The 25,653-nt window shown below is 44.6% G+C and carries 23 protein-coding genes; 16 read left to right on the top strand and 7 right to left on the bottom strand.

What is annotated here, in order from left to right; genetic code table 11:
* Positions 1 to 222 precede the first annotated feature (222 nt).
* On the bottom strand, positions 223 to 1,029 hold the full coding sequence (locus tag JC525_RS08380; RefSeq protein ID WP_198815416.1) for a hypothetical protein: 807 nt from the start codon (positions 1,027 to 1,029) through the stop codon (positions 223 to 225).
* Positions 1,030 to 1,159: 130 nt separating this feature from the next.
* Here JC525_RS08380 and JC525_RS08375 point away from each other — a divergent pair, with 130 nt between their 5' ends.
* On the top strand, positions 1,160 to 2,203 hold the full coding sequence (locus JC525_RS08375; protein WP_198815415.1) for an alpha/beta hydrolase family protein: 1,044 nt from the start codon (positions 1,160 to 1,162) through the stop codon (positions 2,201 to 2,203).
* A gap of 63 nt (positions 2,204 to 2,266) precedes the next feature.
* On the opposite strand, the gene ppc is transcribed toward JC525_RS08375, so the two are convergent.
* A complete protein-coding gene (gene ppc, locus JC525_RS08370) occupies positions 2,267 to 4,888 on the bottom strand; it encodes a phosphoenolpyruvate carboxylase (protein WP_198815414.1) in 2,622 nt (873 codons plus the stop codon).
* Positions 4,889 to 5,120: 232 nt separating this feature from the next.
* On the opposite strand from ppc, the gene JC525_RS08365 reads away from it, so the two are divergent.
* The 10 genes from JC525_RS08365 to nqrM all read left to right on the top strand — a co-directional run bounded on the left by JC525_RS08365 (position 5,121) and on the right by nqrM (position 14,927).
* Entirely contained in the window at positions 5,121 to 5,741 is a 621-nt protein-coding gene (locus JC525_RS08365) for an FKBP-type peptidyl-prolyl cis-trans isomerase (RefSeq protein ID WP_198815413.1), read from the top strand.
* 301 nt (positions 5,742 to 6,042) lie between these two features.
* Entirely contained in the window at positions 6,043 to 7,221 is a 1,179-nt protein-coding gene (gene fabV, locus JC525_RS08360; protein WP_198815412.1) for an enoyl-ACP reductase FabV, read from the top strand.
* 513 nt (positions 7,222 to 7,734) lie between these two features.
* A complete protein-coding gene (locus JC525_RS08355; RefSeq protein ID WP_198815411.1) occupies positions 7,735 to 9,075 on the top strand; it encodes a Na(+)-translocating NADH-quinone reductase subunit A in 1,341 nt (446 codons plus the stop codon).
* A gap of 3 nt (positions 9,076 to 9,078) precedes the next feature.
* Complete coding sequence (locus JC525_RS08350) at positions 9,079 to 10,281, top strand: NADH:ubiquinone reductase (Na(+)-transporting) subunit B (RefSeq protein ID WP_198815410.1); 1,203 nt, start codon at positions 9,079 to 9,081, stop codon at positions 10,279 to 10,281.
* Entirely contained in the window at positions 10,271 to 11,035 is a 765-nt protein-coding gene (locus tag JC525_RS08345) for a Na(+)-translocating NADH-quinone reductase subunit C (RefSeq protein WP_198815409.1), read from the top strand. Before JC525_RS08350 ends, JC525_RS08345 begins: the two co-directional genes overlap by 11 nt.
* Positions 11,036 to 11,045: 10 nt before the next feature.
* The gene (locus JC525_RS08340; RefSeq protein ID WP_014950795.1) at positions 11,046 to 11,678 is read left to right on the top strand and encodes an NADH:ubiquinone reductase (Na(+)-transporting) subunit D; all 633 of its coding nucleotides are present in this window, start codon (positions 11,046 to 11,048) and stop codon (positions 11,676 to 11,678) included.
* 3 nt (positions 11,679 to 11,681) lie between these two features.
* The gene (gene nqrE, locus JC525_RS08335; protein ID WP_014950794.1) at positions 11,682 to 12,290 is read left to right on the top strand and encodes an NADH:ubiquinone reductase (Na(+)-transporting) subunit E; all 609 of its coding nucleotides are present in this window, start codon (positions 11,682 to 11,684) and stop codon (positions 12,288 to 12,290) included.
* 20 nt (positions 12,291 to 12,310) lie between these two features.
* Positions 12,311 to 13,543 (top strand): NADH:ubiquinone reductase (Na(+)-transporting) subunit F, encoded by a 1,233-nt coding sequence (nqrF, locus tag JC525_RS08330; RefSeq protein WP_198815408.1) that lies wholly within the window; start codon positions 12,311 to 12,313, stop codon positions 13,541 to 13,543.
* A gap of 115 nt (positions 13,544 to 13,658) precedes the next feature.
* On the top strand, positions 13,659 to 14,684 hold the full coding sequence (locus JC525_RS08325; protein WP_198815407.1) for an FAD:protein FMN transferase: 1,026 nt from the start codon (positions 13,659 to 13,661) through the stop codon (positions 14,682 to 14,684).
* A gap of 9 nt (positions 14,685 to 14,693) precedes the next feature.
* Positions 14,694 to 14,927 (top strand): (Na+)-NQR maturation NqrM, encoded by a 234-nt coding sequence (gene nqrM / locus JC525_RS08320; protein ID WP_014950791.1) that lies wholly within the window; start codon positions 14,694 to 14,696, stop codon positions 14,925 to 14,927.
* Between the two features lie 100 nt (positions 14,928 to 15,027).
* Here the strand turns inward: nqrM and JC525_RS08315 are convergent, their stop codons facing one another.
* Positions 15,028 to 16,281 (bottom strand): type II toxin-antitoxin system HipA family toxin, encoded by a 1,254-nt coding sequence (locus JC525_RS08315; protein WP_198815406.1) that lies wholly within the window; start codon positions 16,279 to 16,281, stop codon positions 15,028 to 15,030.
* The gene (locus JC525_RS08310; RefSeq protein ID WP_198815405.1) at positions 16,278 to 16,583 is read right to left on the bottom strand and encodes a transcriptional regulator; all 306 of its coding nucleotides are present in this window, start codon (positions 16,581 to 16,583) and stop codon (positions 16,278 to 16,280) included. Before JC525_RS08310 ends, JC525_RS08315 begins: the two co-directional genes overlap by 4 nt.
* Before the next feature lie 382 nt (positions 16,584 to 16,965).
* Here JC525_RS08310 and dinB point away from each other — a divergent pair, with 382 nt between their 5' ends.
* From dinB to JC525_RS08290, 4 genes are all read left to right on the top strand, one after another.
* A complete protein-coding gene (dinB, locus tag JC525_RS08305) occupies positions 16,966 to 18,039 on the top strand; it encodes a DNA polymerase IV (protein WP_198815404.1) in 1,074 nt (357 codons plus the stop codon).
* Between the two features lie 147 nt (positions 18,040 to 18,186).
* Positions 18,187 to 18,435: a DUF1653 domain-containing protein gene (locus tag JC525_RS08300; protein WP_198815403.1), complete on the top strand. Its 249-nt coding sequence runs from the start codon at positions 18,187 to 18,189 to the stop codon at positions 18,433 to 18,435.
* Positions 18,436 to 18,498: 63 nt separating this feature from the next.
* Positions 18,499 to 19,389 carry an MBL fold metallo-hydrolase gene (locus tag JC525_RS08295; protein ID WP_198815402.1) on the top strand — a complete coding sequence of 297 codons (891 nt, stop codon included), beginning with the start codon at positions 18,499 to 18,501 and terminating at the stop codon, positions 19,387 to 19,389.
* 250 nt (positions 19,390 to 19,639) lie between these two features.
* On the top strand, positions 19,640 to 22,675 hold the full coding sequence (locus tag JC525_RS08290) for a glycoside hydrolase family 2 TIM barrel-domain containing protein (RefSeq protein WP_332874089.1): 3,036 nt from the start codon (positions 19,640 to 19,642) through the stop codon (positions 22,673 to 22,675).
* Here the strand turns inward: JC525_RS08290 and JC525_RS08285 are convergent.
* Together JC525_RS08285 and JC525_RS08280 are read right to left on the bottom strand one after the other, a co-directional pair.
* A complete protein-coding gene (locus JC525_RS08285) occupies positions 22,668 to 22,886 on the bottom strand; it encodes a VF530 family DNA-binding protein (protein WP_198815401.1) in 219 nt (72 codons plus the stop codon). The genes JC525_RS08290 and JC525_RS08285 overlap by 8 nt on opposite strands.
* Positions 22,887 to 22,991: 105 nt before the next feature.
* Positions 22,992 to 23,885: a sterol desaturase family protein gene (locus JC525_RS08280; protein WP_233095068.1), complete on the bottom strand. Its 894-nt coding sequence runs from the start codon at positions 23,883 to 23,885 to the stop codon at positions 22,992 to 22,994.
* A gap of 87 nt (positions 23,886 to 23,972) precedes the next feature.
* On the opposite strand from JC525_RS08280, the gene JC525_RS08275 reads away from it, so the two are divergent.
* Complete coding sequence (locus JC525_RS08275) at positions 23,973 to 24,644, top strand: Crp/Fnr family transcriptional regulator (protein ID WP_198815400.1); 672 nt, start codon at positions 23,973 to 23,975, stop codon at positions 24,642 to 24,644.
* A 95-nt stretch (positions 24,645 to 24,739) separates the two neighbouring features.
* Here the strand turns inward: JC525_RS08275 and rutR are convergent, their stop codons facing one another.
* Positions 24,740 to 25,414: an HTH-type transcriptional regulator RutR gene (gene rutR, locus JC525_RS08270; protein ID WP_198815399.1), complete on the bottom strand. Its 675-nt coding sequence runs from the start codon at positions 25,412 to 25,414 to the stop codon at positions 24,740 to 24,742.
* Between the last annotated feature and the right edge of the window lie 239 nt (positions 25,415 to 25,653).

Raw genomic sequence — 25,653 nt, 5'->3', positions numbered from 1 at the left:
CTACTTATCAAACTTCCCCCAACTCAATACGTCACCCAACAACCTTTGACAAACTCATTAATTGGGGAAAAGTAAGTCTGTTACGACCTTACCTATCCAGCTTTTTTTTGTGGCGTGTTTATAGACTTTGCCACTGCACATTCAGAACAGGAGAGCTACGTAAAGCGGTGCTTGTTGAAAGCATCACATAGCAGCTATTCATTAGTTTACCACCTAAGAAAATTAGTGTGCTTTGGCTGGCTCTATGCGGTACAGCTTTATTGCGCCCATGGCTGCTGGATAGCCCTTATGAATTGCGTAGGTGTAGCCAGAAATCATGTTGTCTGTTTGCACAAACAGGATGATGTTTGATGCAAAAGTTGTGTGTGACGCTTCAATTTCAATCACTTTGCCATCAATGCTCATATCGCTAGCAGAAAAGCTTGATTGCACTTCATTGAAGGTTTTGTTGCCCTTTCTATAAACCCGTAATGAACCTTGCTCACTTTCATTTAGCTGCAGTAATGCTAATTCAGGCTTGTCCAAATACTGCATAACACCAATCCAAGTGCCAAAAGGGTGTTCAGTTGTATTTTGCTCTGCATCAACAATTAGCTTCCCACGTTTTTCGAGGAATTTTCGAGGCGTAGATTCTGCGTCTTGTTTTACCAGGTGATACGTGTGAGATGTGTAACTCTCTTCACCTTTGAAACTCGACTCAAGTGCCTTCAAGCCCCTATCTAAATAGGGAGACACCGTAATCGTGCGCGTCACATCGCCTTCAATAATAGTTTTTATAGTGCACCTGTTTTCTATACAAGCAATGTCTTCATTGTTGAATGGCGTGCGACGCACTCTTTTTAAGCCACCTGGAATGGCTATTTCAAAAAAGCTGTGTTCGCCACTTTCATTTATTTGAAGTAATCGGAATGTGAGTTCATCTTCACTAATGCCTTCCCACAGACCGAAAGGTAACTCCATATTACTGGGAAAACAGCGGCCACTGAGTGAAAGCAGAGTGATGAAGAGTATCAAGAGAGGTGTGCGCATATTTAGTCCATTAATGCATAGGGTGACAAACTTTGTTACTAATCATATTCATATTCTGTTGAGTCGCAAAGTATTTCATTATTTACTAGTCACTCTCAACGGTTCTATTCGAATTAAACAAGGATGTATTATGACGTCTATGATGCGTAACGTTTTGCTTCACATTATGTATTTTGCATTTTGTTTTAATGCCAACGCGACGGATGAGGCTTTTAACAAAGCCAATGATGAAGCGCAATTAGCAGGCCAAATTTTTACTCAATTACCTAAAACACTTACGTTAAAAGGCAATGCATTGCCCTTCGAAAATTATGAGGCGTGGCTTGCGCAAGCACAAAGCAATAATCAAAACGTAGCGTATGTGGATAGATGGCAAAAAGCGGTAAATCCTAAAAAATTCAATGCGCTTATAAAGACAACAAGTGCGCAATGGATTGAGTATGAATCGGATGGTTTGAAGATTTCAGGTGTTATGGTGTTACCAAAGCATGCTGGCGACAAAAAGTTACCAGTGATCATCTATAATCGCGGTGGTAACCATAAGCATAATGTAACGCGCATAGCCGTTGTTGAGCGTTTAATGCCGCTCGCCGAACAGGGTTATATTGTCTTGGCCAGTAACTATCGCGGCGCTAAATTTAGCCAAGGGAAAGATGAGTTTGGCGGCGCAGATGTTAACGACGTTTTGCGACTGATTGAAATAGCCAAACAGCTACCTAATGCCGACCCCAATAAGATAGCCCTATATGGCGTTAGTCGTGGCGGCATGATGACATGGCAGGCGCTTCGCAAGAACACAAGCGACATTGTTAGCGCGGTTATTGTAGCAGGCCCCTCTGATTTACATACCACTGTGGCACGTCGCCCAGATATGCGGGCGCTGCTTAATGAACTTGTTCCAAATATGGAGCAGAATCAAACGAAAGCCCTCGATGAGCGCTCTGCAGTAAAATGGATTAATGAGCTAAATCCGAATGTGCCTATTTTGTTAGTGCACGGAAGTGCTGATGTGCGCGTCGATATTTCACATTCACTTAAGGCGGCACAGCAGCTAAAAGATAATAATCACTCGCATAAGCTTGTAGTTTACGACAACGGCGATCACAGCTTAACTTTCTATCGCGATGAGGTGGAACGGGAAATCAACAAATGGTTAGCAGTACATTTTCAGTAGCGCAATAAAAAAGCCCGCTACGTTAAACTAAGCGGGCTTCTATGGTTTACTGAATAAGCGTATTTAACCTGTATTACGCATACCGATGGCAATACCCGCAATGGTAACCATCATTGCTCGCTCTAAGCTGGTATTTTGCGACTCATCTCCGGCCTTACGGATACGGTCAAGAAGCTCAATTTGCAGGTAATGTAGAGGTTGTAAATACGCAGCGCGGATTTCCATCGACTCTTTACCCTGCGGGTCGTTAGCCATAATGTCTTTTTCGCCAGTAATGGCCAGTAACGATGAAATGCTATCTTTAAGTTCCGTGCGCAGGGCTTCACCAAAGTGTTTAAGCTCTTTAGGTACAAGGCGGTCGTCGTAAGCTTCACTAATACGAGGGTCGGCTTTGTGGAATACCATGTCCAGCATTGAAAGACGTGAACGATAGAACGGCCATTCGCTGAACATCTCGTTAACGACTTTTTCGTTTTCAGGCGTTTTCACGCTATCAATAGCGCGCATAACGCCTAACCAGCTTGGAAGTACCAAACGAGTCTGTGCCCAAGCAAAAATCCACGGGATAGCACGTAGGCTTTCAATGCCGCCTTGTGGCTTACGCTTCGCAGGGCGACTACCTAGTGGTAGTTTACCTAACTCTTGCTCAGGTGTTGCCACGCGGAAGTAAGGTACGAATTCTTCATCGTGTCGTACAGTTGCACGGTAGTTATCACGACCTTGCGCTGCCATTGCGGTAATAAGCTCTCGCCATTCTTCTTTAGGTGCCGGGGGCGGGAACAGCATGGCTTCAATAATGGCACTGGCGTAGATGCCCAAGCTGCGCTTAGCAAGTTTCGGCATGCCGAACTTGTAGCGAATGGTTTCCCCTTGCTCTGTTACACGGAAGCCACCATCTAGTGAGCCAGGAGGCTGAGAGTAGATAGCTGCATGTGCAGGCAAACCACCACGACCAATCGTACCACCACGACCGTGGAATAGGGTCAGGCTTACGTCAAATTCATCAGCAATGGCTACAAGCGCTTCTTGTGACTGGTACTGTGCCCAGCCTGCTGCTAGTGCACCAGCGTCTTTTGCTGAATCAGAATAACCAATCATCACAAACTGACGACCTTTCACGTAACCGCGATACCAGTCGATTGATAGAAGTTTGCGCATGACATCAGGTGAGTTGTTTAAGTCGTCTAACGTCTCAAACAATGGCGCGACTGGCATTGGCCAATCTACACCGCTTTCCTGAAGTAGTAACTGAACGGCCAATACATCTGATGGCTCACTGGCCATGGAGATAATATAAATACCGAAACCGTGCTTGCTGTGTTTGGCAATCACTTTACAGGTATCTAGCACTTCTTTTACGTCATCAGACGCGTCCCATTGGGCAGGGAATAGTGGGCGTTTAGAGCCAAGTTCTCGCAATAAGAAAGCTTGCTTGTCAGCCTCGCTCCACTGTGCGTAGTCGCCAAGGCCAAGATAACGAGTAAGTTCACTGAATACGTCGGCGTGACGCTCAGAGTCCTGACGTACGTCAAGACGCAGAAGGTGAATACCGAATACGCGTGCACGACGGATAGTATCCAGTAGAAGGCCGTTTGCTACAACCTGCATACCGCATTCTAATAGCGACTGGTAGCAAAGCATTAGCGGCTCGATAAGCTCGTCGTCGCTTTCAATCCAGTTAGACGTGTCTGGATTCTTGCCGGCTAAATAGTCGGCAATGCCGTCGCGGGTAGCAATGAACTTATCTACCAACGGGCGAAGTAGGGCGCGGTAAGGTTCGTTTGCATCGCCTACTTTGGCGCGTAGCTCATCGTTACAGTCGTACATTGATAGTTCAACTTGCAAACGATCGAGATCTAACGCGAAAAGTTTAGCTGCGCGTTTTCTCGCAAGCAGCAATACTTGCTCGGTGACTTTTGAAGTAACAAACGGGTTACCGTCTCTATCTCCACCCATCCACGAGCTAAACTGAACAGGGGACGCATCAAGTGGCAGCGATACGTCGTAATCTTCATTCAAGCGATCGTCAAGCTCGCGCATAAAGTCAGGTACGGCTTCCCATAGCGAGTTTTCAATAACAGAAAAACCCCAGCGTGCCTCATCAACGGGCGTAGGGCGCACCGAACGAATTTCTTCTGTGTGCCAAGCCTGTGCAATCAAATCGGCGATGCGCGTTTCAATTTTCTTACGCTCTACATCATTAAGCGACGCCTGATGCACTGCTTGAAGACAGTCGGCGAGTTCTTTGTGCTTGTGAATAAGTGTTCTGCGCGTTACCTCAGTTGGGTGCGCTGTCAGTACAAGGTCAATGTTTAGCTTTGCTACCGCATCTTGTACTTTATCGGCGGTAAGTTCTGCTTTATCTAGGTGTTTGAACAGAGCATCAATTGATGCATCGACATTCATTGCCGCGTTGTACTCTTGCTCGGCAATATTACCCAAATTCAAGAATTGTGCGAAGGCACGGCCAACAGTCAACAAATCGCTGTCAGACATTGTTTTGAAAGTTTCTTTCAGTTCTTCACTGCATGCAGCGTCTCCCTGATAAGAGGCTCGGCCGCCTTTACGAATCTTTTCAATGCGGTCTAGCCACTCTTGACCCAATTGATTTTTGATTGTTTCACCTAAGGTTTTTCCTAGGTATCGAACGGTATCTTTCAGTTCAGCATCGTAGTGTGTTTGCATGCTATCCTCCTAAATATATGGGCTAACCATACTGTGTCCTTTGCGACTTGTCTAACCACTTTCGGTTATAATTTACAACATTTTGATACTTTTGCACCCTAATTAACATTGCTCAAAGCAAGATATTTTATGGTGTGATACACTCTTGCGTCGGAAAATGCAGAAACATTTTCGCATTATGCGGTTTGTTTGAAATTTGTACTGCATTTGTAATTTAATTTCAGGAGTTCTTGTGACTGATACATTCAATACAGTAGAAACCCAAGCAAGTTACGGCATTGGTTTTCAAATGGGTCAACAATTGCAATCAAACCCTTTTGACGGTTTAGCGATCGATGCGGTTGTTGCTGGCCTAAAAGACGCTTTTGCGGGTCAGGCCCCTCAAGTTGACAACGATACGCTACGTGATGCGTTTGGCGAAATTCATAAGCGTATGCAAGCGGCTAAAGAAGAAGCGAGCAAAGCAGTTATTGAAGAAGGCACAAAATACCTTGAAGAAAACGCGAAGCGTGACGAAGTAACGGTAACTGAGTCTGGACTTCAATACGAAGTAATTACAGAAGGTGACGGTGAAACACCAAATGCATCTAGTACTGTTCGTGTTCACTATCACGGTACACTTATTGACGGTACAACATTTGATAGCTCTTACGAGCGCGGTCAGCCAGCTGAATTCCCTGTTGGTGGTGTGATTAAAGGTTGGACCGAAGCCCTCCAACTTATGAAAGCAGGTGCTAAGTATCGTTTATATGTACCACACGACCTAGCATACGGTGAACAAGGCGCTGGCGCAGCTATTGGCCCATACAGCACATTGGTATTTGATGTAGAACTACTCGATGTTCTAGGTTAAAAACACCACTACAGGAGTGCTCAACAGCACTCCTGTAAAGCTCAGCTTTCTCCGTTTCTTGCCCTATTCCTTTCCTTAACTTTCCCATAAATACTTGTAAGTTCTATGCTGACTAACTATCGTCTTGTCGTTGTTGAATGTCCCTTTATCTATTACACATCTTTAGATCCGAACGCGTGTAGTGACCAAGTTTTGTTGGTGTGACGAGATGTATGCGATATGCTGGCGTCTCATCTGCTCCGAGTTGTTATCAGTGGCTTCGGCATTACAATAGCCCCACGCTCAAATAAGGAAAATTATTATGGTTATCAAGCCTAAAGTGAGAGGCTTCATTTGTACAAACGCGCATCCAGTAGGCTGTGCAAAAGCGGTTGAAGAACAAATTGCTTATGTGGAATCAAAAGGTGACTTAGGCGAAGGCCCTAAAAATGTACTCGTTATTGGTAGTTCTACGGGTTACGGTCTAGCATCGCGCATTACTTCTGCATTTGGCTATGGTGCCAAAACGCTGGGTGTGTGTTTCGAAAAAGAACCAACAGAGCGCAAAACAGGCACTGCGGGTTGGTACAACACGGCAGCGTTTCACGAAAAAGCCCGAGCGAAAGGCCTTTTCGCTGACACCATCAATGGCGATGCGTTTTCTGATGAGATTAAAAATGAAACCATCGAAAAAATAAAAAGTGAAATGGGCAAGGTTGACTTGGTTATCTATAGTCTTGCTTCCCCGCGCAGAACCGACCCAGAAACAGGTATCACCTACAAATCTACCCTAAAGCCGGTGGGAGAGGCATATACCACCAAAACTTACGATACCGATAAAGATAAAGTACACGATGTGTCGCTAGAGCCAGCGAATGACGACGAGATCCTAAATACTATCAAAGTAATGGGTGGCGAAGACTGGGAACGTTGGATGGACTTTTTACGCGACGCAGATGTACTCGCTGAAGGCTGTAAAACCACCGCATATACCTATATCGGTAAAGAGTTGACATGGCCTATCTATGGTCAGGCGACGATAGGAAAAGCGAAAGAAGACCTAGACCGCGCCGCCGCGGCCATCATTGGCAAAAACAGCGAACTGTTTGTCCAGGCAAATGTGAGTTCATTAAAAGCGCTGGTAACGCAAGCAAGTTCAGCTATTCCTGTCATGCCGCTCTATATTTCACTGATTTACAAGGTGATGAAAGAAGAGGGGACGCACGAAGGTTGCATTGAACAGATTTTTGGATTGTTCACACAATGCCTGTTTGGCAGCACGCCTACGTTAGATGAAAAGAATCGCTTCCGTATGGACGGTAAAGAAACTAACGACGCAACCCAAGCAAAAATTAAAGCGCTATGGGACCAAGTAACACAAGAGAACTTTCATGACTTAAGTGACTATAAAGGCTACCACCATGAGTTCTTGAAGTTATTTGGTTTTGATTTAGAAAACGTGGATTACGACAGCGATGTTGACCCATTAGTTAAGTGGTAACCCCCCCGACCTTACTATTAATTAACTTAATGTTTGTGGACAAAAGGCCGTCTGATTCGACGGCTTTTTTTCGCCTAATTACAGGTTGCTGTATGAATGAGCAATACAAAATGTAAATGAGTTAGACCAAAGGTTTACATTAAATTGTAGAAAAATTTGTCTTTATCTTTAAATAGCGTGGCACAAACGTATGGGTTAATGCTAAAATCCCGAAATTAAGTAGGGGCCTTTTCTGTCTCTACCAAAACAGCGGTAGCGATTGCAGTACAATAGCAATAATAATAAGTGTTAATTTCTGCTGGTGGTCTATAAAGAAAGGGCGAATTAAACGTCCGCAAAAGGAATTATGCGTTACGGCTTCATAACAGGCTGACCGTAGCAATTGCAGCAAGTTCCATCAATCAACAACGAAAAGGTGTTCTACACCTGTTAATAGTGCGTTTTTGCATGCTGACAGGCCGGATTTCTGCGGTCATGCAAAAGGGTATTTCTATTAGAGTAGTGCGATTACATATGATAAAAATCAAGAAAGGTCTCGACCTCCCAATTGAGGGAGCGCCAAAGCAGGAGATTGCTGATGCATCTGCTGCAACGCGCGTTGCCATTCTGGGAGAAGAATATGTGGGTATGCGCCCTACCATGCACGTCCAAGTTGGCGATGTAGTGAAGAAAGGTCAGGTACTTTTTGAAGACAAAAAGAACCCTGGCGTTAAGTTCACTGCCCCAGCAGCGGGTGAAGTGGTAGAGGTTAACCGTGGTGCAAAACGTGTTCTTCAGTCTGTAGTTATCAAAGTAAACGGCAGTGATGCTGTGACATTTGAAAAAATTGCAGCTGACCAGATCGCGAACGCTTCACGTGAGCAGCTTCAGTCAATCCTTGTAGAGTCAGGCATGTGGACAGCGTTCCGTACGCGTCCATTTAGCAAATCTCCAAAGCTAGACTCTGTTCCAAGTTCAATTTTCGTTACAGCAATGGATACTAATCCACTCGCAGCAGATCCTGCTGTGATTATTGCTGAGCGCCAAGACGATTTCGTAAATGGTCTTAAAGCGTTAACGCAATTGAGCGGCGGCAAGACTTACGTTTGTAAAGCGGCAGGTGCTTCTGTTGCTACTGGCGATGCGGCAGTTGATGTTGAAGAATTTGGCGGTCCTCACCCTGCGGGCCTACCGGGTACTCATATCCACTTCCTTGATTCAGCCGGCATGAACAAAACGGTTTGGCACATCAACTACCAAGACGTTATGGCCATTGGTGCATTGCTGACTTCTGGCGAGCTAGATAACCGTCGTGTTATTTCACTTGCAGGTCCTGCAGCAACCAATCCACGCCTAGTGCGCACGTTAATTGGCGCAGACTTGACCGAGCTAACTGCAAACGAGCAAGTAGACGGTGAAGTACGTGTTATCTCTGGTTCTGTACTTAGCGGTACTACAGCGATGGGCGTTCACGGCTTCCTTGGTCGTTTCCACACCCAAGTTTCACTACTAAAAGAAGGTCGCGAGAAAAAGCTATTTGGCTGGATAACTCCAGGTTCAGATAAGCACTCAGTGACTCGTGCTTACTTAGGTCATCTAAGTGGCAGCAAGACATTTGATATGACAACAACTACCAATGGTTCTGAACGTTCTATGGTTCCAATTGGTAATTACGAACGCGTTATGCCCCTAGATATCATTCCTACGCTTCTGCTTAGGGACCTGATTTCTGGTGATACTGACGGTGCTCAGACGTTGGGTTGCTTAGAGTTGGACGAAGAAGATTTGGCATTGTGTACTTATGTATGCCCTGGCAAATACAACTACGCTCCTATCTTACGCGACTGTTTGACCACGATAGAGAAAGAGGGTTAAGTCATGGGTTTAAAAGCGTATTTAGAAAAGATCGAACCAAACTTCGAACCAGGTGGTAAGCATGAAAAGTGGTATGCGCTTTACGAAGCTGCGGCGACCATTTTCTATACTCCGGGTAAAGTAAACAAAGCTAACACGCACGTGCGTGACAGCATTGACCTTAAGCGCATCATGATCATGGTATGGATGGCAACATTCCCAGCTATGTTCTTTGGTATGTATAACATCGGTTTCCAAGCACAAGAAGCAATTGCTGCTGGTGCAGGAACACTACCTGATACGTGGCAAGCGGGCCTGTATGCTGCTCTTGGCGGTGACTTGTCGAACGCTGGCGTGCTAGGCATGTTCTTCTACGGCGCATGTTTCTGGTTACCTATATATGCCACTACCTTCATTGTTGGTGGTTTTTGGGAAGTATTGTTCGCGTCTGTGCGCAAGCACGAAGTTAACGAAGGTTTCTTCGTTACATCGGTACTGTTCGCACTAACACTTCCAGCTACTATTCCTCTATGGCAAGTTGCACTAGGTATTACCTTCGGTGTCGTCATTGCGAAAGAAGTATTCGGTGGTACAGGTCGTAACTTCCTTAACCCAGCATTGTCTGGCCGTGCATTCCTTTACTTTGCGTATCCTGCACAAATTTCAGGTGACCAAGTATGGGTAGCGGCAGATGGTTATTCTGGTGCAACGTCTCTAAGCCAAGCGGCTTCTGGCAACCTTGACTACGCGAACATGGATCAGTGGATGAACAGCTTCATCGGTACTATCTCAGGTTCTGCGGGTGAGGTATCAACACTTGCTATTATTCTTGGTGGCTTGTTCATCATGTACATGCGTATAGCAAGCTGGCGCATTGTTGCTGGTGTAGCGATTGGTGTAGCGTTCTTCGCAACCCTGCTAAACCTAATCGGCAGCGATACTAATCCGATGTTTGCAATGCCTGCGCACTGGCACTTTGTTGTTGGTGGTCTTGCTTTTGGTATGTTCTTTATGGCGACAGACCCGGTTTCTGCGTCGTTCACAAACCAAGGTAAGTGGGCTTACGGTATCTTCATTGGTTTCATGACGGTACTAATCCGCGTCCTAAACCCAGCCTTCCCTGAAGGTGTAATGCTAGCAATTCTATTTGCTAACTTGTGGGCGCCACTGTTCGACTATTTCGTCGCACAAAGCAATATCAAGCGGAGGGTAGCACGTGTCGGCTAAGAAAGAATCTTTAGGCAAAACGGTAGGTATTGTTGTTGCCGTATGTTTAGTTTGTTCAATTGTTGTTTCTGGCGCGGCTGTTGGCCTTCGCACTTTACAACAAACAAACGCTGCTCTTGATAAAAAGAGTAACATTCTTAATGCTGCAGGCCTTTACGAAATGGGCATGAGCAATAGCGCAATTGAAAGCACGTACAGCGAGCGAGTAGAACAGCGTTATGTAAATCTTGAAGAAGGCACGTTTGTTGAAGCGCCAAAGCCAGATTACGATATGTATAAAGCAGCCAAAGAAACTGAGTACAGCACTAAGGTAACTAACAGCAATGTTGGTTTCCAACGCCGCCCTAACGTGGCCAGTGTTTACTTAGTTCGCGACGACGCAGGTGATGTTTCTCGTATCATCCTCCCTGTACACGGCAGCGGCCTTTGGGATCTTATGTACGGTTTCTTAGCGGTAGATGCAGACGGCCAAACGGTTCGCGAGCTTATTTACTATCAGCAAAAAGAAACGCCAGGACTAGGTGGTGAAGTGCAAAATCCTGCTTGGCAGGACAAATGGGACGGCAAAGAGCTTTACGAAAATGGCGAAGTTGCTATTCGCGTAGTGAAAAATGCTAACCCTAGCAATCCTCACACTATCGATGCGCTTTCAGGTGCAACCCTAACCAGCAACGGTGTTGAAAACACAGTACGTTACTGGGTAGGCGAGCAAGGCTTCGGCCAGTTCCTGAAGAACCAAGCATGGCGTTCATAAGGGAAGTCTCATGGCAGATACTAAAGAAATGAAAAAGGCCCTCTTTGGGCCAATCCTGGACAACAACCCGATCGCCCTACAGGTATTGGGTATCTGTTCAGCACTGGCAATAACCACTAAGCTGGAAACAGCATTGGTAATGTCGCTAGCGCTTACCAGCGTTGTAGCGTTCTCAAACTTGTTTATTTCACTAATTCGCAACCAGATCCCATCTAGCGTTCGAATTATTATCCAGATGACCATCATTGCATCGTTGGTAATCGTTGTTGACCAAATTCTGAAAGCGTATTCGTATGAAATATCGAAGCAGCTGTCGGTATTCGTTGGTCTGATTATTACTAACTGTATCGTAATGGGTCGTGCTGAAGCTTACGCCATGAAGAGCCCACCTCTGATGAGCTTCCTTGATGGTATTGGTAACGGCTTGGGTTACTCCTTCATTCTAATTGTTATTGGTACAATTAAAGAGCTATTTGGTTTCGGTACTATTTTGGGTTTCGAAATTCTTCCACTGGTTCAAAACGGTGGCTGGTATCAGGGTAACGGTTTGTTGATCCTACCATTCAGCTCATTCTTCTTAATCGGCGGTATGATTTGGTTTATCCGTACTATCCGTCCAGAGCAAGTAGAGCCTAAGGAGTAAGTCATGGAACATTATTTGTCGTTATTTGTTCGCTCAATTTTCGTTGAGAACATGGCGTTATCACTTTTCTTAGGTATGTGTACATTCCTAGCGGTATCTAAGAAAGTTAAAACTGCTATGGGTCTTGGTGTTGCAGTAATCGTGGTACTAGGTATCTCTGTACCTGTTAACCAAGTTATTTATGTAAACATTCTTGCTCCAGGCGCACTAGCATGGGCAGGTTTCCCCGAAGCTGACCTAAGCTTCCTTAACTTCCTAACGTTTATCGGTGTTATTGCGGCGTTGGTACAGATTCTAGAGATGAGCTTAGACAAGTTCTTCCCTGCGCTTTACAACGCACTAGGTATCTTCCTTCCGCTAATTACCGTTAACTGTGCAATCTTCGGTGGTGTGGCGTTTGCGGTACAGCGTGAATACAACTTCACTGAAAGCATCGTTTACGGCGTTGGTAGTGGTATGGGCTGGGCACTAGCAATTGTATTGCTAGCGGCAGTACGTGAAAAGCTGAAGTATGCTGATATGCCTGATGGTGTTCGTGGTCTTGGTTCTGTATTCATGATCGCTGGCCTAATGGCACTTGGCTTCCAGTCATTCACTGGTATTCAGCTGTAATAGAGCTCGGGAGCATATAAATGAATAACGTAGAAATATTTCTTGGCGTCGGCATGTTTATTGCCATCGTATTGGCGCTAGTATTTATCATTATGTTTGCCAAGTCTAAATTGGTACCAAGTGGTGATGTAACTATCACTATCAATGGTGACCCAGACAAGGCAATCAAAACTGCACCGGGTGGCAAACTTCTTGGTGCACTAGCTGACGCAGGTTACTTCGTATCTTCTGCTTGTGGTGGCGGTGGCTCATGTGGTCAGTGTCGTGTAGATGTACACTCAGGTGGCGGTGAAATTCTTCCAACTGAACTAGACCACATCACCAAAGGTGAAGCGCGTCAGGGCTGTCGACTTTCGTGTCAGGTTGCTATTAAGCAAGACATGGAAATCGAACTTGAAGAGTCGGTATTTGGTGTTAAGAAGTGGGATTGTGAAGTTATCTCTAACGATAACAAAGCAACCTTCATCAAAGAACTTAAGCTTAAAATTCCTAACGGTGAAAGTGTACCTTTCCGTGCAGGTGGTTATATTCAGATTGAAGCACCAGCGCACCATGTTAAGTACAAAGACTTTGAAATTCCTCAAGAGTACCGCGGTGACTGGGAGCGTTTTGGCTTCTTTGACATCGAGTCTAAAGTAGACGAAGAGACAATTCGTGCATACTCAATGGCGAACTACCCGGAAGAAGAAGGCATTATTATGTTGAACGTGCGTATTGCTACGCCGCCACCTAATAACCTAAGCCTACCTGCTGGTAAAATGTCATCGTATATTTGGAGCCTGAAAGAAGGTGACAAAGCGACTATCTCTGGTCCATTCGGTGAATTCTTCGCGAAAGAAACTGAAAATGAAATGGTATTCGTAGGTGGTGGTGCTGGTATGGCTCCAATGCGTTCACACATCTTCGATCAGCTTCGTCGCCTGAAGTCTAAGCGTAAGATGAGCTTCTGGTACGGTGCACGTTCACTTCGTGAAATGTTCTACACTGAAGACTTCGACGAGCTAGCGGCGGAAAATGACAACTTTGAGTGGCATGTAGCACTTTCTGATCCTCAGCCAGAGGACAACTGGGAAGGTTACACAGGGTTCATTCACCAAGTACTTCTTGAGAATTACTTGAAAGATCACCCTGCTCCAGAAGACTGTGAGTTCTACATGTGTGGACCACCTATGATGAACGCGGCCGTAATCAACATGCTGAAAGATATGGGTGTTGAGGACGAAAACATCATGCTGGATGACTTCGGTGGTTAATCTACCAAGCTAACAAGCAATATAGAAAGGGGCGTATGCCCCTTTTTTGTATAAGCTTCACGCGCAACGTACATCACTCCTTTATGGCGGTGTACATGTTAGTAAGGACAACAATGTGATTCGATTTGCTATTCGAATTTTTCTCGCTTTTTTTGCTATAGGTATTCTTTTACTAGCAAGCTGTAGCGATGACAAAACGCCTATAGTGCACCTTCAGGGCCAAACTATGGGCACAACCTACAATGTAAAATACCTTGTAGCTGAAACGCCGGTAGAAAGCTTACAGGCTGAAATAGACGCTCGCCTCGTAGAGGTGAACAAAATGATGTCGACTTATGATCCAACATCAGAACTATCTCGGTTCAATCAATATCGCTATACCGATAACTTTGCTGTGTCGCCAGATACGCTAACTGTGGTGAACGAGGCACTACGCTTGGCAACCCTTAGTGGCGGCGTGCTCGATGTAACCGTTGGCCCATTGGTCAACTTATGGGGGTTTGGCCCAACCAAGCGTCCTGAAAAAGTACCGAGCCAGGCAGATATCGACGAGATTCGAGAGTATGTGGGATATAAGAAGCTATCAACCACGCCGACGGGCTTAAAGAAAAGCCATCCTATGCTGTATGTGGATTTGTCGACCATTGCTAAAGGTTTCGGCGTTGATGAGGTGGCTGAGATCCTTGAAAAGCACAGTATTGAAAACTACCTTGTAGAAATAGGTGGTGAAATGCGTGTGAAAGGTGAGCGTGGTGATGGCAGTGAATGGCTTATTGCTATTGAAAAACCGGTTACCACTGAACGTGCTGTTCAGAAAGTGGTGTCTATTGGTACTAACGCAGTAGCCACATCAGGCGATTATCGTAACTACTACGAAGAAGACGGTGTTCGATACTCGCACCTAATCGACCCCACAACGGGAAAACCAATTTCTCATAATTTGGTTTCGGTCACGGTAGTACATCCTTCTTCAATGACGTCAGACGGTTTAGCTACGGCGTTTAACGTAATGGGGTGGGAGCAGGCGATAGCGGTTGCCGAGCAAGAACAACTTGCTGTATTTCTCATTCGTCGCACGGAAGACGGATTTGAAGAGTATGCGTCGCCAGAATTTGATAAACTGGTCACAGTTCATAATTAGGGGGTAGCAATGTCTACATTCATTCTTGCTTTTGGTTTCTTTCTCACAATGGTACTGGCAATGGCCGTAGGTTACCTTTTTCAGAAAAAATCAATCTCTGGAAGCTGTGGTGGCTTAGGTGCACTAGGTATTGAAAAAGCCTGTGACTGTCCAGAACCGTGTGACCGTAAAAAGTCGCGCATGGAAAAAGAAGAAGCCCGCCAGAAAAAACTAAACGAGTGGAAGCAGAACCAAATTTTGTAATGCTTCACCCATCGTTGGTTTAAGGTTTAAAAGCGCTGTTAGAGTAAATCGACAGCGCTTTTTTGTTTCTGTTCACTCTAAGCTTAATCTTGTAATTATTCTAAACCCTAAATGCTTCCTGCATTCCAAGTTGCTCTTGCCTGCTAATACCGATGCCAGATGCAACAGTTTCCCAGTTTTTCACTGAGAGCATCACTTCGTCATAGATTTTCTTAGCTTCAGATTCTTTCAAGTTAAAGTAATCAGCGACACTAAATGCCAAACCATAATCTAGCTCATTTGACATGTCATCTATATTTAGGTGTAAGCCGGTCTTATCAATAGACGGGTTTAAATCATAGGCAGGTGATAGTGCCCAGCCTTTTTTTGTTAGCAAGAAGCCGTGATTACGTAAATGGTCATCGGTATTAGATACCGCAATATTAAACACAATACGGCGCCACAACTGCGCTAAATCTTTTTGAGTTTGCGAGCCATTTACTGTTAAAAATTCTGCTAGCCCTAAGTAACTCCCGTCTTCTGTTTCGCCTCTGCCGTCGTAGTATTGAAGTTGAGTCATGGCTGATGAAAAATGTATTCGCTGACCTTTATCTCGGTCAAATCGTTTAGTGATAAACGTATGATGAGTAGAGTTAAACTTTTGAATATCACATGGATACATGCCAATGCCAGCATCAAGGGCTAGCTTATGGCAGACCATTTCCCAAGCGCCGACATCTATAGTGTCGTTACTATTGGGAAACTTGGCTATCCACAAATCATTGTTGTCATCGTGCACGCACGCTTTAGGGCGAGCACCACCTAATGAAGAGCCTGGCGCAATGAGCATGCTTAACCAATGGTAATACTCGTTACTATCAATGTTTTCATCGTTTTCGATCATCATCGAGGCATATTCTAGTTGTTTAAGTGATGCCATTGGTGGTGCGGCATACTCAGCATTATCATCTAAGAAATTGCCTTCTGGAGATGTTTTGAATCGTAAACCTCCCATCCGGTAGGAATCATGAACGCCAAGTAAATAGTCCATTGAAGTCATCCTAGCGGTTTCTCTGTGGCCATTTTTAAAATCGAGAGCTGCACGCTGTTTCATCAATAACTCGCCCCCACGATCTGGGCAAGAATCTAGAAACACGCGGAAGTTCTTATCACTTCTATCGTTATAATGCTTTCCCGAAGTTAATGCTAATGACGGGTCGAGCTGCATGCGAAACGGAGACGTTAAGAAATCACTATCGTATTCAAAGCTAAAAACGCCACCTCGTGATGTTTCCTGAAATAAAAGGTAGCCAGCCAAAATTGGCTCTTTTATTAGTAACCAAGAAGCATAAACTTCAGCAGTTACTCGACTCATCGCTTTTTCTCCAATAACTTCATGTCTTGAAGTTTACTTCCCAACTCATCGTGCCCGGCTATATCAGCAAAGTTACTTTCCATGCCGAATACCGCCATCACTTTTAAGTAAGCGCCAATAGCAACACCAGGGTCGCCGTTGAATACTTTAGTGATGGTCTTAGGATCTAAGCCTGTACGTTCGGCTACCAATGATTTGGTGAATTCTCGGCGTTTCATAGCCAGAAATAAGTCTTCACCAAAAGTGGTGAGGATCTTCTTTTGTTTGGGAAATAGTTTTTTGTGACCAGCTACACTTGCCATACTCAACTCGCTAGGGATTATTTTCCCATAAATTGTATATTAATACGGATAATTATCCTGTTATTTGCGTTGTAATATGGATAATTATCCCTTTCATCAACTATGTTTTCAGAAGTATCGAGCTGAACAGTAAGATATTCACCAGTGCGATACTTGTACCAGCAAGGCCATGTTCTTCTGGAGTAAAGAAACAAACGTAAAATTTGGCTTTATCTAGCCAGGTAAACCGACACAGAATGCATTTTCATAAAGCCGTTAATCATATGCTTGAATCTTTAATTCTATCTAGAGTCCCCAAGGAGATAGTGTAATTCAACGCAATTAGTAATATACTGTCTTTTTGTACAGTTTTACGTTTGTAGCGATATAGCAAAGGCAGGTAATGCGAAAAATTATCCACGTCGACATGGATTGTTTTTACGCCGCAGTTGAAATGCGCGACAACCCAGCCTTGCGCGATATTCCCATTGCGATAGGCGGCAGTGCCGACCGTCGAGGGGTTATTTCTACCTGTAACTATCCCGCCCGTAAATTTGGTGTGCGCTCAGCTATGGCTACAGCGTATGCCTTAAAGCTATGTCCTAACCTCACTCTAGTGAAAGGGCGCATGGATGTATACGCTGCTGAGTCGCAAAAAATACGTAAGATATTTGCTGACTATACCGACCTCATTGAGCCTCTATCATTAGACGAAGCCTACCTAGATGTTACCAACAGTGAGTTTTGTGGTGGCAGTGCTACATTAATAGCTGAAGAGATACGTGCTCGTATACAAAACGAACTAGGCCTTACCGCTTCAGCAGGAGTGGCGCCCTGTAAGTTTGTGGCTAAAGTGGCGAGCGATGAAAACAAGCCCGATGGAATTTGTGTTATTACTCCTGATAAGCTCGATGAGTTTGTACGCGACATGCCACTAAAGAAAATACCGGGCGTAGGCAAAGTCACCATGCAAAAGCTTCAGCGTATGGGGCTTAATACCTGCGACGATGTTCGCCAATACCCTTTTGAGCGCATTCAAAAAGAGCTGGGTAAATTTGGCAGTGTGCTGTGGGAGCGTGCTCACGGGATCGACGAGCGTGAGCTATCCGTATCTCGTGAACGCAAGTCTATCGGCGTAGAACGCACGTTAAACGAAGATATACACACGTTCGATCAGTGCCTCGATTTTTTGCCGCACCTGTTTGAGAAGCTTCAAGAGCGAATGGAAAATCACAAGAAGCGAACGGGTAAACCGGTACGTATTCGCACGCAGGGCGTTAAGCTTAAGTTTAACGACTTCCAACTAACTACGGTAGAACACCGCTGTGCCACACTCGATGAAGCGTATTTTCGTACACTCATGCAGGAAGCCTTTGAGCGGGCAACGGGGCGGGGGATTCGACTTGTGGGCGTGCATATAGGCCTTGCCGCTGACCAATCAACACAGCAGTTGGTGTTGCCTTTTGAACAGGGTTAGGTGAAATACACCACAGGCTTTTGTTAAATACTCATGCGCTATAGCCTTACCCCAGTCGCTTGTTATACTCAACACGATGGTGCTACACAAAAAAGCGTTCAACATATACACCCTTACGATTTCACTCTACTTTTACCGAAGGACATTATGGACTCAAAACAACTTAAAACCCCCGGTCGCTATAAGCACTACAAAGGGAACTTATACGATGTATACGAAGTGGCTACCCATTCAGAAGATGAAAGTAAGCTAGTGGTATACCGCCCATGCTACGGTAAGAAAGCGCTTTGGGTTCGTCCCCTAGATATGTTTGTTGAGTCGGTTGAAAAAGACGGAGAAACACTCCCCCGTTTTGCTTATGTCGGCAATATTCCCGATGATGAAAAAATGATCTAATTGTGAATTTAAGTCATAGTGTAAGAGGTCTTATATAAACAGGTTTCTTTCAAGGAAATAATAATGAAAACTGCACCTCGTTTTAGCGCACGCATTATGGCTGGGTTTATTGCTGCGAGCCCTTTTGTTTTTTCAACAATTAACACTGCAAACGCACAAGATAGGTTTGCCGATGTCGAAGTTAAAGCGACGGCAATTAAGGGCTCTGTGCACATGCTTACAGGTGCAGGTGGAAATATCGGCGTATCTGCTGGGGAAGACGGTGTTTTGATCATCGACGATCAATTTGCGCCGCTTGCAGAAAAGATAGCGGCCCAGCTTGGTGAGCTCGGGAGTGACAAGCCAAAGTATGTGATAAACACGCATTATCACGGCGACCACACAGGCTCTAATGCGTTTTTCCACAGCCATAAAGGCGCGACCATTCTGGCGCACGAAAATGTGCGTGTTCGCTTAGCTAATGACGAGAAAATAAAGCCAGAAGCGCTGCCATCTATCACTTATGAAGATGGAATTAAAATTTACTTTAATGGTGAAACCCTTCACGTGATGCACTTAGCAGTAGGGCATACGGATGGCGACAGTGTAGTGTGGTTTGAGCAACCTAATGTAATGCACACAGGAGACCTATTCTTCAACGGACGCTTTCCTTACATTGACCAAGGTGCAGGTGGAAACGTAGAAGGTTATATGGATTCAGTTAAACAACTGCTAGCCAAAATTGATGATGACACCGTCATTATTCCTGGTCACGGTGATATGAGCAACAAGCAGGAATACACCGCGTTTTTGAGCATGATCACCGAAACGTTTGACTACGTCAAAGCGCTTAAACAAGGCGGCAAAACCCTTGAAGATGTTAAAGCGATGGGCTTAGACGACAAATGGGCTGACTGGAGCTGGAACTTCATTAATGAAGAGAAGTGGATAGAAACGCTCTATAAAGACGCGTAGTCGTGTCAATCAAAAGAGAAAAGCGGCGTAGGCCGCTTTTTTTACATTTCCTTCACACTTGGCTTTACCTGGGGTAAACGTTTACCTATAATGAAATTTCAAACAATGGTGGAGAAAACGTGTGCTAAAAAATAATAAAATTAAGACGTTACCTAGGAAAGTAATCCTGCTTTTTTTTACGTTTGTAAGCGTATTTTCTCATCATCTTTATTCCGAAGAAGTTCAAGCGCTGTGGGAGGACCCCACAATTGTGCAAGAGAATCGTCTTCCAGCACGATCACACTTTTTTTCTTTTTTTCAAGACCCGAATAAATTCGTCTACACACCATGGGACGCCCAAAACTACTTGAACTTAAACGGTGTATGGCAATTTCAACTGTCTTCGTCGCCTTTTACCGGTGCTACGCGTTTTTACGAAAACGACGCCTTAACAGCTGATTGGGGCACTATACAGGTGCCCGGAAATTGGTCCTTAAACGGCTACGGCGTGCCTAATTACGTCAATATGCGAGCCGATTTTGCACCTGATGAGAATCCGCTCACGGTTAATAAAATCCCTCGTGACACCAATACAACGGGGCGATATAAACGGGTTTTTGAGGTGTCTGAAGAATGGAATGGAAAAACCGTTATTGCCTATTTAGGCGCTGTAAAATCAGCGTTTAAACTGTGGGTGAATGGGCAATATGTTGGATATTCTCAAGACAGTAAAACTGCCGCTGAATTTGATATCACAGAATTCATCGTTCCAGGCAAGCAGAACACTATGGCTATTGAAGTTTATAGATGGTCGGATGGCAGTTATTTAGAGCTACAGGATATGTGGCGACTAAACGGTATTGAACGAGATGTATATCTCTATGCGACCCCTCAAACACGCATCCAAGATATCAGGTTAACTACCACGACCACGACAGATTATCAAAATGGGTTATTTGGAGCAGAGGTTTCTATAGTAGGGAATCAAGCCAGCAACAGCATGGTTGATTTCACTGTTTATGATGAAAGCGGTGATTTGGTTTTACGCGATAACCAGCCGATTAGCAGTCAAGAAAATAGGTCTGTCGCCATCGTTCAGCCGACGGTTGTAAAAGGGGTACAGTTCTGGAGCCATGAGTCTCCCGCACTTTACTCGGTGAGGCTAAGGCTGCTGAATAAAGCGAAAGAGGTCACACAGGTCGTGTGGCTTCGTGCAGGGTTTAGGACGAGCGAACTGAAAGGAGGCAACGTCCTGATTAATGGCAAACCTGTGTTGTTCAAAGGGGTAAATCGTCATGAACATGATCCCCTCACCGGCCATGTGATTTCAGAAGCGTCGATGCGAAAAGACCTTACACTAATGAAGTCGCTCAATATAAATGCGGTGCGCAACTCACATTATCCGAATCACCCTCTATGGTACGCCTTAGCTGATGAATATGGAATGTATCTTGTTGATGAAGCGAACATTGAGTCGCATGGCGTAGGCGCCGCAAATCAAGGGCACAGTTATATTGCTGAAAATCACATGGTCAACATGCCTGAGTGGCGAGACGCGTATGTGGATCGTATTCGCAATATGTATGAGGCGAGTAAGAACCATGCGTCTGTCGTGATGTTGTCACCGGGTAACGAAAGTGGAGATGGTGACAACACCGAATACTTATATCACTGGCTTAAAGAACGAACATCGCTCCCTATCATGTTTGAGCAAGCGCAACTGCGTCCTCATACCGACGTCTACGCCCAAATGTATGCTTCGCTTGACCTCATGCAGAGTTTCGTTGAGATAGGCAGTGACCGGCCTATGATACTGTGTGAATATCAGCACGCTATGGGAAATTCGGTTGGGAATTTAAAAGAGTACTGGGATCTCATTTATAAACATGAATCGTTACAAGGCGGGTTCATTTGGGACTGGGTAGACCAAACGATAACCACCACAACAAATGAAGGGATCGAATATCAAGGTTATGGAGGTGATTTTGAAAAAGCAGGTCAGTATCACGACGGTAACTTTTCTGCAAATGGTCTACTCACCGCTAATCGCGAATTGCATCCTCACGCCTATGAGGTGCAACACATTTATCAAAACATATTTGCAGAGTGGGATTCTAGTCGTGCTGACAGGGTTCTTATCAGAAATGGTCGTTACTTTACCGGGCTCGACGATGTCTATCTCAGATGGGAAAGGCTTGAACAGGGACAGGTGCTTCAAAGTGGAATAGTTGAAACGCTCTCAATACCACCAGGCGAGAGCGCGACAATAGCCATTCCAAACATCTCACAGATGAAAAATGAAAATCGTTATCACACTAATCTGTACTTTGTTAAAAAATCAGACTCCCTAGGTCGTAAAAAAGGAGATGTGGTTGCAAAAATACAGCTGTCGCAACCATTTCAAAATAACGAAAAAGGGGCTGTTAAGTCAAATGGCGGTATTGAAGAGAGAAGTGCTGCACTGATACTTCGCTTTAAAGATTACGAATACACGGTGAGCAAAAATACGGGGTGGCTTTCTTCAGTGCAGAAGAAAGGAAAAGAGGTATTGAAAACGCCGATGATCCCTTGGTTCTGGCGAGCGCCAACCGACAACGACTTCGGTGAGGGATTCCCGCAAAAAAGTAAGGTTTGGATTGACGTTGCTGAACATGCTGAATTAATTTCTATAATTAAAAAAGAAGAAAACGGGGCCATAAGTGTTGTAACGAAACACCGTTTTCCTACCGTACAAAGTGAATACCACACAACATATACCCTGACGGATGAAGGCAATATACTGATTGATGCATGGTTTCTCGCCGCACCAAACCAATATTACCCAGCGCTTCCTAGAATTGGTTATCGCTTAGAGCTCGTCGACACTTATGAGAGTGCGTCATGGTTTGGCCGTGGTCCACACGAAAATTACTGGGATCGCAAAAGCTCTGCATTTTTTGGGCGATACTCAATGCCCATTGCTGAATTAAGCCATGGCTACGTGAGGCCTCAAGAAAACGGACATAGAGCGGATGTTTACGAAGTGAGTTTCTTTGAAAAAAGTAATGCAGAGACGCCGTCTATTACGTTCAAAGGCAGGCCATTGATAGGCTTTAATGCGCAATACACAGATTGGCTGGATTACGACACAACGGAAAAAACCGGACTACACCCACATGAAATCCCGGTTAAGCCAAATGCTTTTATCAATATTGACTTTAAGCAGCGTGGTGTTGCGGGTACAGACTCATGGATGACGCCGCCATTGTTCAAATACACACTGCCTTGGAGAGACTATCACTATCAGTTCGAGATAGCGCTTAATTGACAAAGGTCTGAATATACAATTGTTCGACCTTATCTCTTGCCCACTGTGTTTTTCTTAAAAATTTAAGGGATGATTTGATAGAAGGGTCGTTATTGAAGCAGTTCACTTTGATACGGTAGTACAACCCATCCCAGCCATATCGTTCGTGAAGTTGCGTGACGATTTTCTCAAGCGTTAGGCCGTGAAGCGGGTTGTTGGGTTGTTGGTTCATAACGTATCGCTGCTCTTTCTCAATTTGAGCGGTTAGTTTATCACGAACTTATTAGATTATGGGGGTAGAGTTATGACTCTACCTCTACAATCTTTTAACGTCACATTAAGCATTGTTCTTCGCTGTCTGGTGCATTGTTTGCGGTTCTGAGTCAAGGGCAGGTAAATCCTCACTGGCGGTTTGAGCTTCTACCTGCTTTGGCTTTCTCGGCGTCTTATATAGCGGCCATATCAGTTGCTCTTTCCAGTTAGCGTAAAACATGCCCTCTATGCCGTATTGCGCAGGATATTGGCGCGTGATTTTAGCGGTACCAAATAGCACATCCCAAAAGAATAACAGATTTCCATAATTACCTTTGTAATTGGTAATGCCATCATCCCCTTTTAAGCCATGGTGGGCACTGTGTGTAGATGGCGTTGATATAGTGCGCTCTACCACCCAAGCAATCGGATGTAGCCATGGTGTTTGATATAGCAATCTATCCCACTTCCATTCTGCATGAGCGCCAGTTATCACAGTAAGCTTAACCACTAAATAAAGGGCGTAGGTCCAACCCAATCCCATATAGATTAGCGCGCCAGAAAACCAAAGCGATGGCATAAATAAGTAATAGAAAAAGTTGTTCCTATAGATGATGCGAACGCTCATATATTTGGCGTTGTGGTGGGCTCGGTGTAAGTTGTAGAGAAATCGGGTTGAGTGCGAAAGCCTGTGCCACCAGTATTGCATCATGTCATCGAATATCAATAGCAACGCGATGTGTATCAGGACTGGCGAGTCGGCAAGTGCACCTTGAAGCTGAGGAAAGGCTAATGCCATGATGGCGGCAGAACTAAACAGAACAAAAGGTTGGGTTACCACAAACAAAAGCAACGTACCGATAAGCTCTACCTTCCCATCATCACTGACTTCGCTGGCCTTTTTAAATAGCCTACCGTTTTTTGCTTCCAACAGCGCAAAGGTGATGAACACCGCCAAAATTGCCCACTGATAATTCATTATTGTATTACCTGCTATTTGAATGTTGCCGAGCAATTTACATTGCGTTAACATTTAAGAATATATACTTATATAGATTCTTCCTTCATGTCTTACATTCACGGCATACAGCAAACCGTTATGCTTGACGATTACATTCAAATTTGCCTATCTTTTGGAACGGTAAGAGCCTACGCGGCTACTTCGGCGATTCACGATAGGGGAAGCAGAAACAAAGGATTGTCTATTGTTTTATCAGGAGAGATAAAGGTAGGTAATTATGGTTTAGACGGTAGCTATCAAATTACTACAGTGTTAAGAAAGGGGGATACGTTCGGGGAATTCACACTCTATGCATCACTTGCAAGAACGCATCACGCACAAGCGTTAACGGAATGCAAAATAATACAAGTGCCAGAGCCCGCTTTTCGTTCGCTAATCAGTCAGCACCCCGCGATTTCTGAATTCATCACCCGTTCACTGGCAATAAAGCTTCACGCTGCATTAGAAAGGTTAGACGATATTCGACGTTTGCCTACTCACGTTCAGTTAGCCAAACTTATTTATCAATCTTACCTCACGTCTCAGCAGGTTTTTATGCCCTTGCGGCAAAGCGACTATGCGGAAAGGTTAGGTGTTACAGTACTTACCGCGCATAAGTCGTTAACTAAGCTCTATGATTTACAGTTGATTGAAAAGCGTTACGGTGGCGTGGCTATCACATGTGTTGAGCGCCTTGAATGTTTTCTAAAAGAGAACTCATCACTATTGCCATTGTAAGTAACGGCAAATAGATTTCCAAACGACCTAGCACTTACCCTATACGGCTAACTTAACTATGGCTTCTCACCTCTACACAATTAACTAACCAAGCGCTACGCGGGTTTTAACCCGTCTAAGATAATATGCTGAATATTACTCAGCGTGGAATCGAAGAAAGCGGGATCGCTTAGGTCTTTTCCGGTAACAGCTTTTATCTGCACGCTGAAATCAGCGTAGTGTTGAGTAATGGCCCAAATACTGAATATCAAATGTATGGGGTCGACAGATTTTAGCTTGCCGGCATTAATCCATTCGTTGATGACGGCACTTTTTGCATCCAGCAATGCTTTAAGCGGCGTTTCTAATTCTTTTAACAGCAGGGGGGCACCTTGCACCACTTCCATACAAAAAAGCTTTGATTCGGCGGGGTTGTCTCTCGACATTTCAAGTTTGACTTTTATGTATTCACTGAGTGTTTCAATGGGCTCTTGATCTGCAGAAAAGCTTTGCAATGGCGTTAACCATACATCCAGCAGGTGGGTGATTACCGATAAGTAAAGACCGTCTTTACTTTTAAAGTAATAGAGTAAGTTACTCTTGGAGACATTCGCTAACTCAGAGACTTGCTCTACCGTCGTACCGCTTACGCCGTTTTTTGCAAACAGAGATAGCGCTGCATCCATAATGCGCGTGCGCTTTTCTAAGAGCGCCTTTTCACGTCGCTTTTGGGTTGTAGGGCTAAATGCTCTCGCTGTTTTTGTACTTACGTATCCTTCAGATTTACTCACTTCTCAATTCTTCTTAATCGGATTTCTGCGATCTGGAGCCTAGTTTACGCGGAGTTTTCCTTGCCATAAACCCATTTGCATAATAATGCACCAATTAAGTTCAGTTGCACTGGACTTGATGTTCCAAAATGAACCAACAGGTCTAATTTCAATTTTGGGATTTTATTAAGCCTATGATAAATAAAAGGTTAATGGATTGGCCTGCTTTATGCTGTTCACTAGGCATACTGCCACTTCAC

This window comes from Alteromonas sp. IB21, assembly GCF_016405965.1.
GTDB lineage: Bacteria > Pseudomonadota > Gammaproteobacteria > Enterobacterales > Alteromonadaceae > Alteromonas.
The sequence above is the reverse complement of the archived record's forward strand: the minus strand, read 5'-3'. Positions and strand labels throughout refer to the sequence as shown.

What these genes read in the sequence shown, in the direction of transcription:
- JC525_RS08380 (WP_198815416.1), bottom strand. Translation starts at nt 1,029, where the DNA reads ATGCGCACACCTCTCTTGATACTCTTCATCACTCTGCTTTCACTCAGT.
- JC525_RS08375 (WP_198815415.1), top strand. Translation starts at nt 1,160, where the DNA reads ATGACGTCTATGATGCGTAACGTTTTGCTTCACATTATGTATTTTGCA.
- ppc (WP_198815414.1), bottom strand. Translation starts at nt 4,888, where the DNA reads ATGCAAACACACTACGATGCTGAACTGAAAGATACCGTTCGATACCTA.
- fabV (WP_198815412.1), top strand. Translation starts at nt 6,043, where the DNA reads ATGGTTATCAAGCCTAAAGTGAGAGGCTTCATTTGTACAAACGCGCAT.
- JC525_RS08355 (WP_198815411.1), top strand. Translation starts at nt 7,735, where the DNA reads ATGATAAAAATCAAGAAAGGTCTCGACCTCCCAATTGAGGGAGCGCCA.
- JC525_RS08350 (WP_198815410.1), top strand. Translation starts at nt 9,079, where the DNA reads ATGGGTTTAAAAGCGTATTTAGAAAAGATCGAACCAAACTTCGAACCA.
- JC525_RS08340 (WP_014950795.1), top strand. Translation starts at nt 11,046, where the DNA reads ATGGCAGATACTAAAGAAATGAAAAAGGCCCTCTTTGGGCCAATCCTG.
- nqrE (WP_014950794.1), top strand. Translation starts at nt 11,682, where the DNA reads ATGGAACATTATTTGTCGTTATTTGTTCGCTCAATTTTCGTTGAGAAC.
- nqrF (WP_198815408.1), top strand. Translation starts at nt 12,311, where the DNA reads ATGAATAACGTAGAAATATTTCTTGGCGTCGGCATGTTTATTGCCATC.
- nqrM (WP_014950791.1), top strand. Translation starts at nt 14,694, where the DNA reads ATGTCTACATTCATTCTTGCTTTTGGTTTCTTTCTCACAATGGTACTG.
- JC525_RS08315 (WP_198815406.1), bottom strand. Translation starts at nt 16,281, where the DNA reads ATGAGTCGAGTAACTGCTGAAGTTTATGCTTCTTGGTTACTAATAAAA.
- JC525_RS08310 (WP_198815405.1), bottom strand. Translation starts at nt 16,583, where the DNA reads ATGGCAAGTGTAGCTGGTCACAAAAAACTATTTCCCAAACAAAAGAAG.
- dinB (WP_198815404.1), top strand. Translation starts at nt 16,966, where the DNA reads ATGCGAAAAATTATCCACGTCGACATGGATTGTTTTTACGCCGCAGTT.
- JC525_RS08300 (WP_198815403.1), top strand. Translation starts at nt 18,187, where the DNA reads ATGGACTCAAAACAACTTAAAACCCCCGGTCGCTATAAGCACTACAAA.
- JC525_RS08295 (WP_198815402.1), top strand. Translation starts at nt 18,499, where the DNA reads ATGAAAACTGCACCTCGTTTTAGCGCACGCATTATGGCTGGGTTTATT.
- JC525_RS08285 (WP_198815401.1), bottom strand. Translation starts at nt 22,886, where the DNA reads ATGAACCAACAACCCAACAACCCGCTTCACGGCCTAACGCTTGAGAAA.
- JC525_RS08280 (WP_233095068.1), bottom strand. Translation starts at nt 23,885, where the DNA reads ATGAATTATCAGTGGGCAATTTTGGCGGTGTTCATCACCTTTGCGCTG.
- JC525_RS08275 (WP_198815400.1), top strand. Translation starts at nt 23,973, where the DNA reads ATGTCTTACATTCACGGCATACAGCAAACCGTTATGCTTGACGATTAC.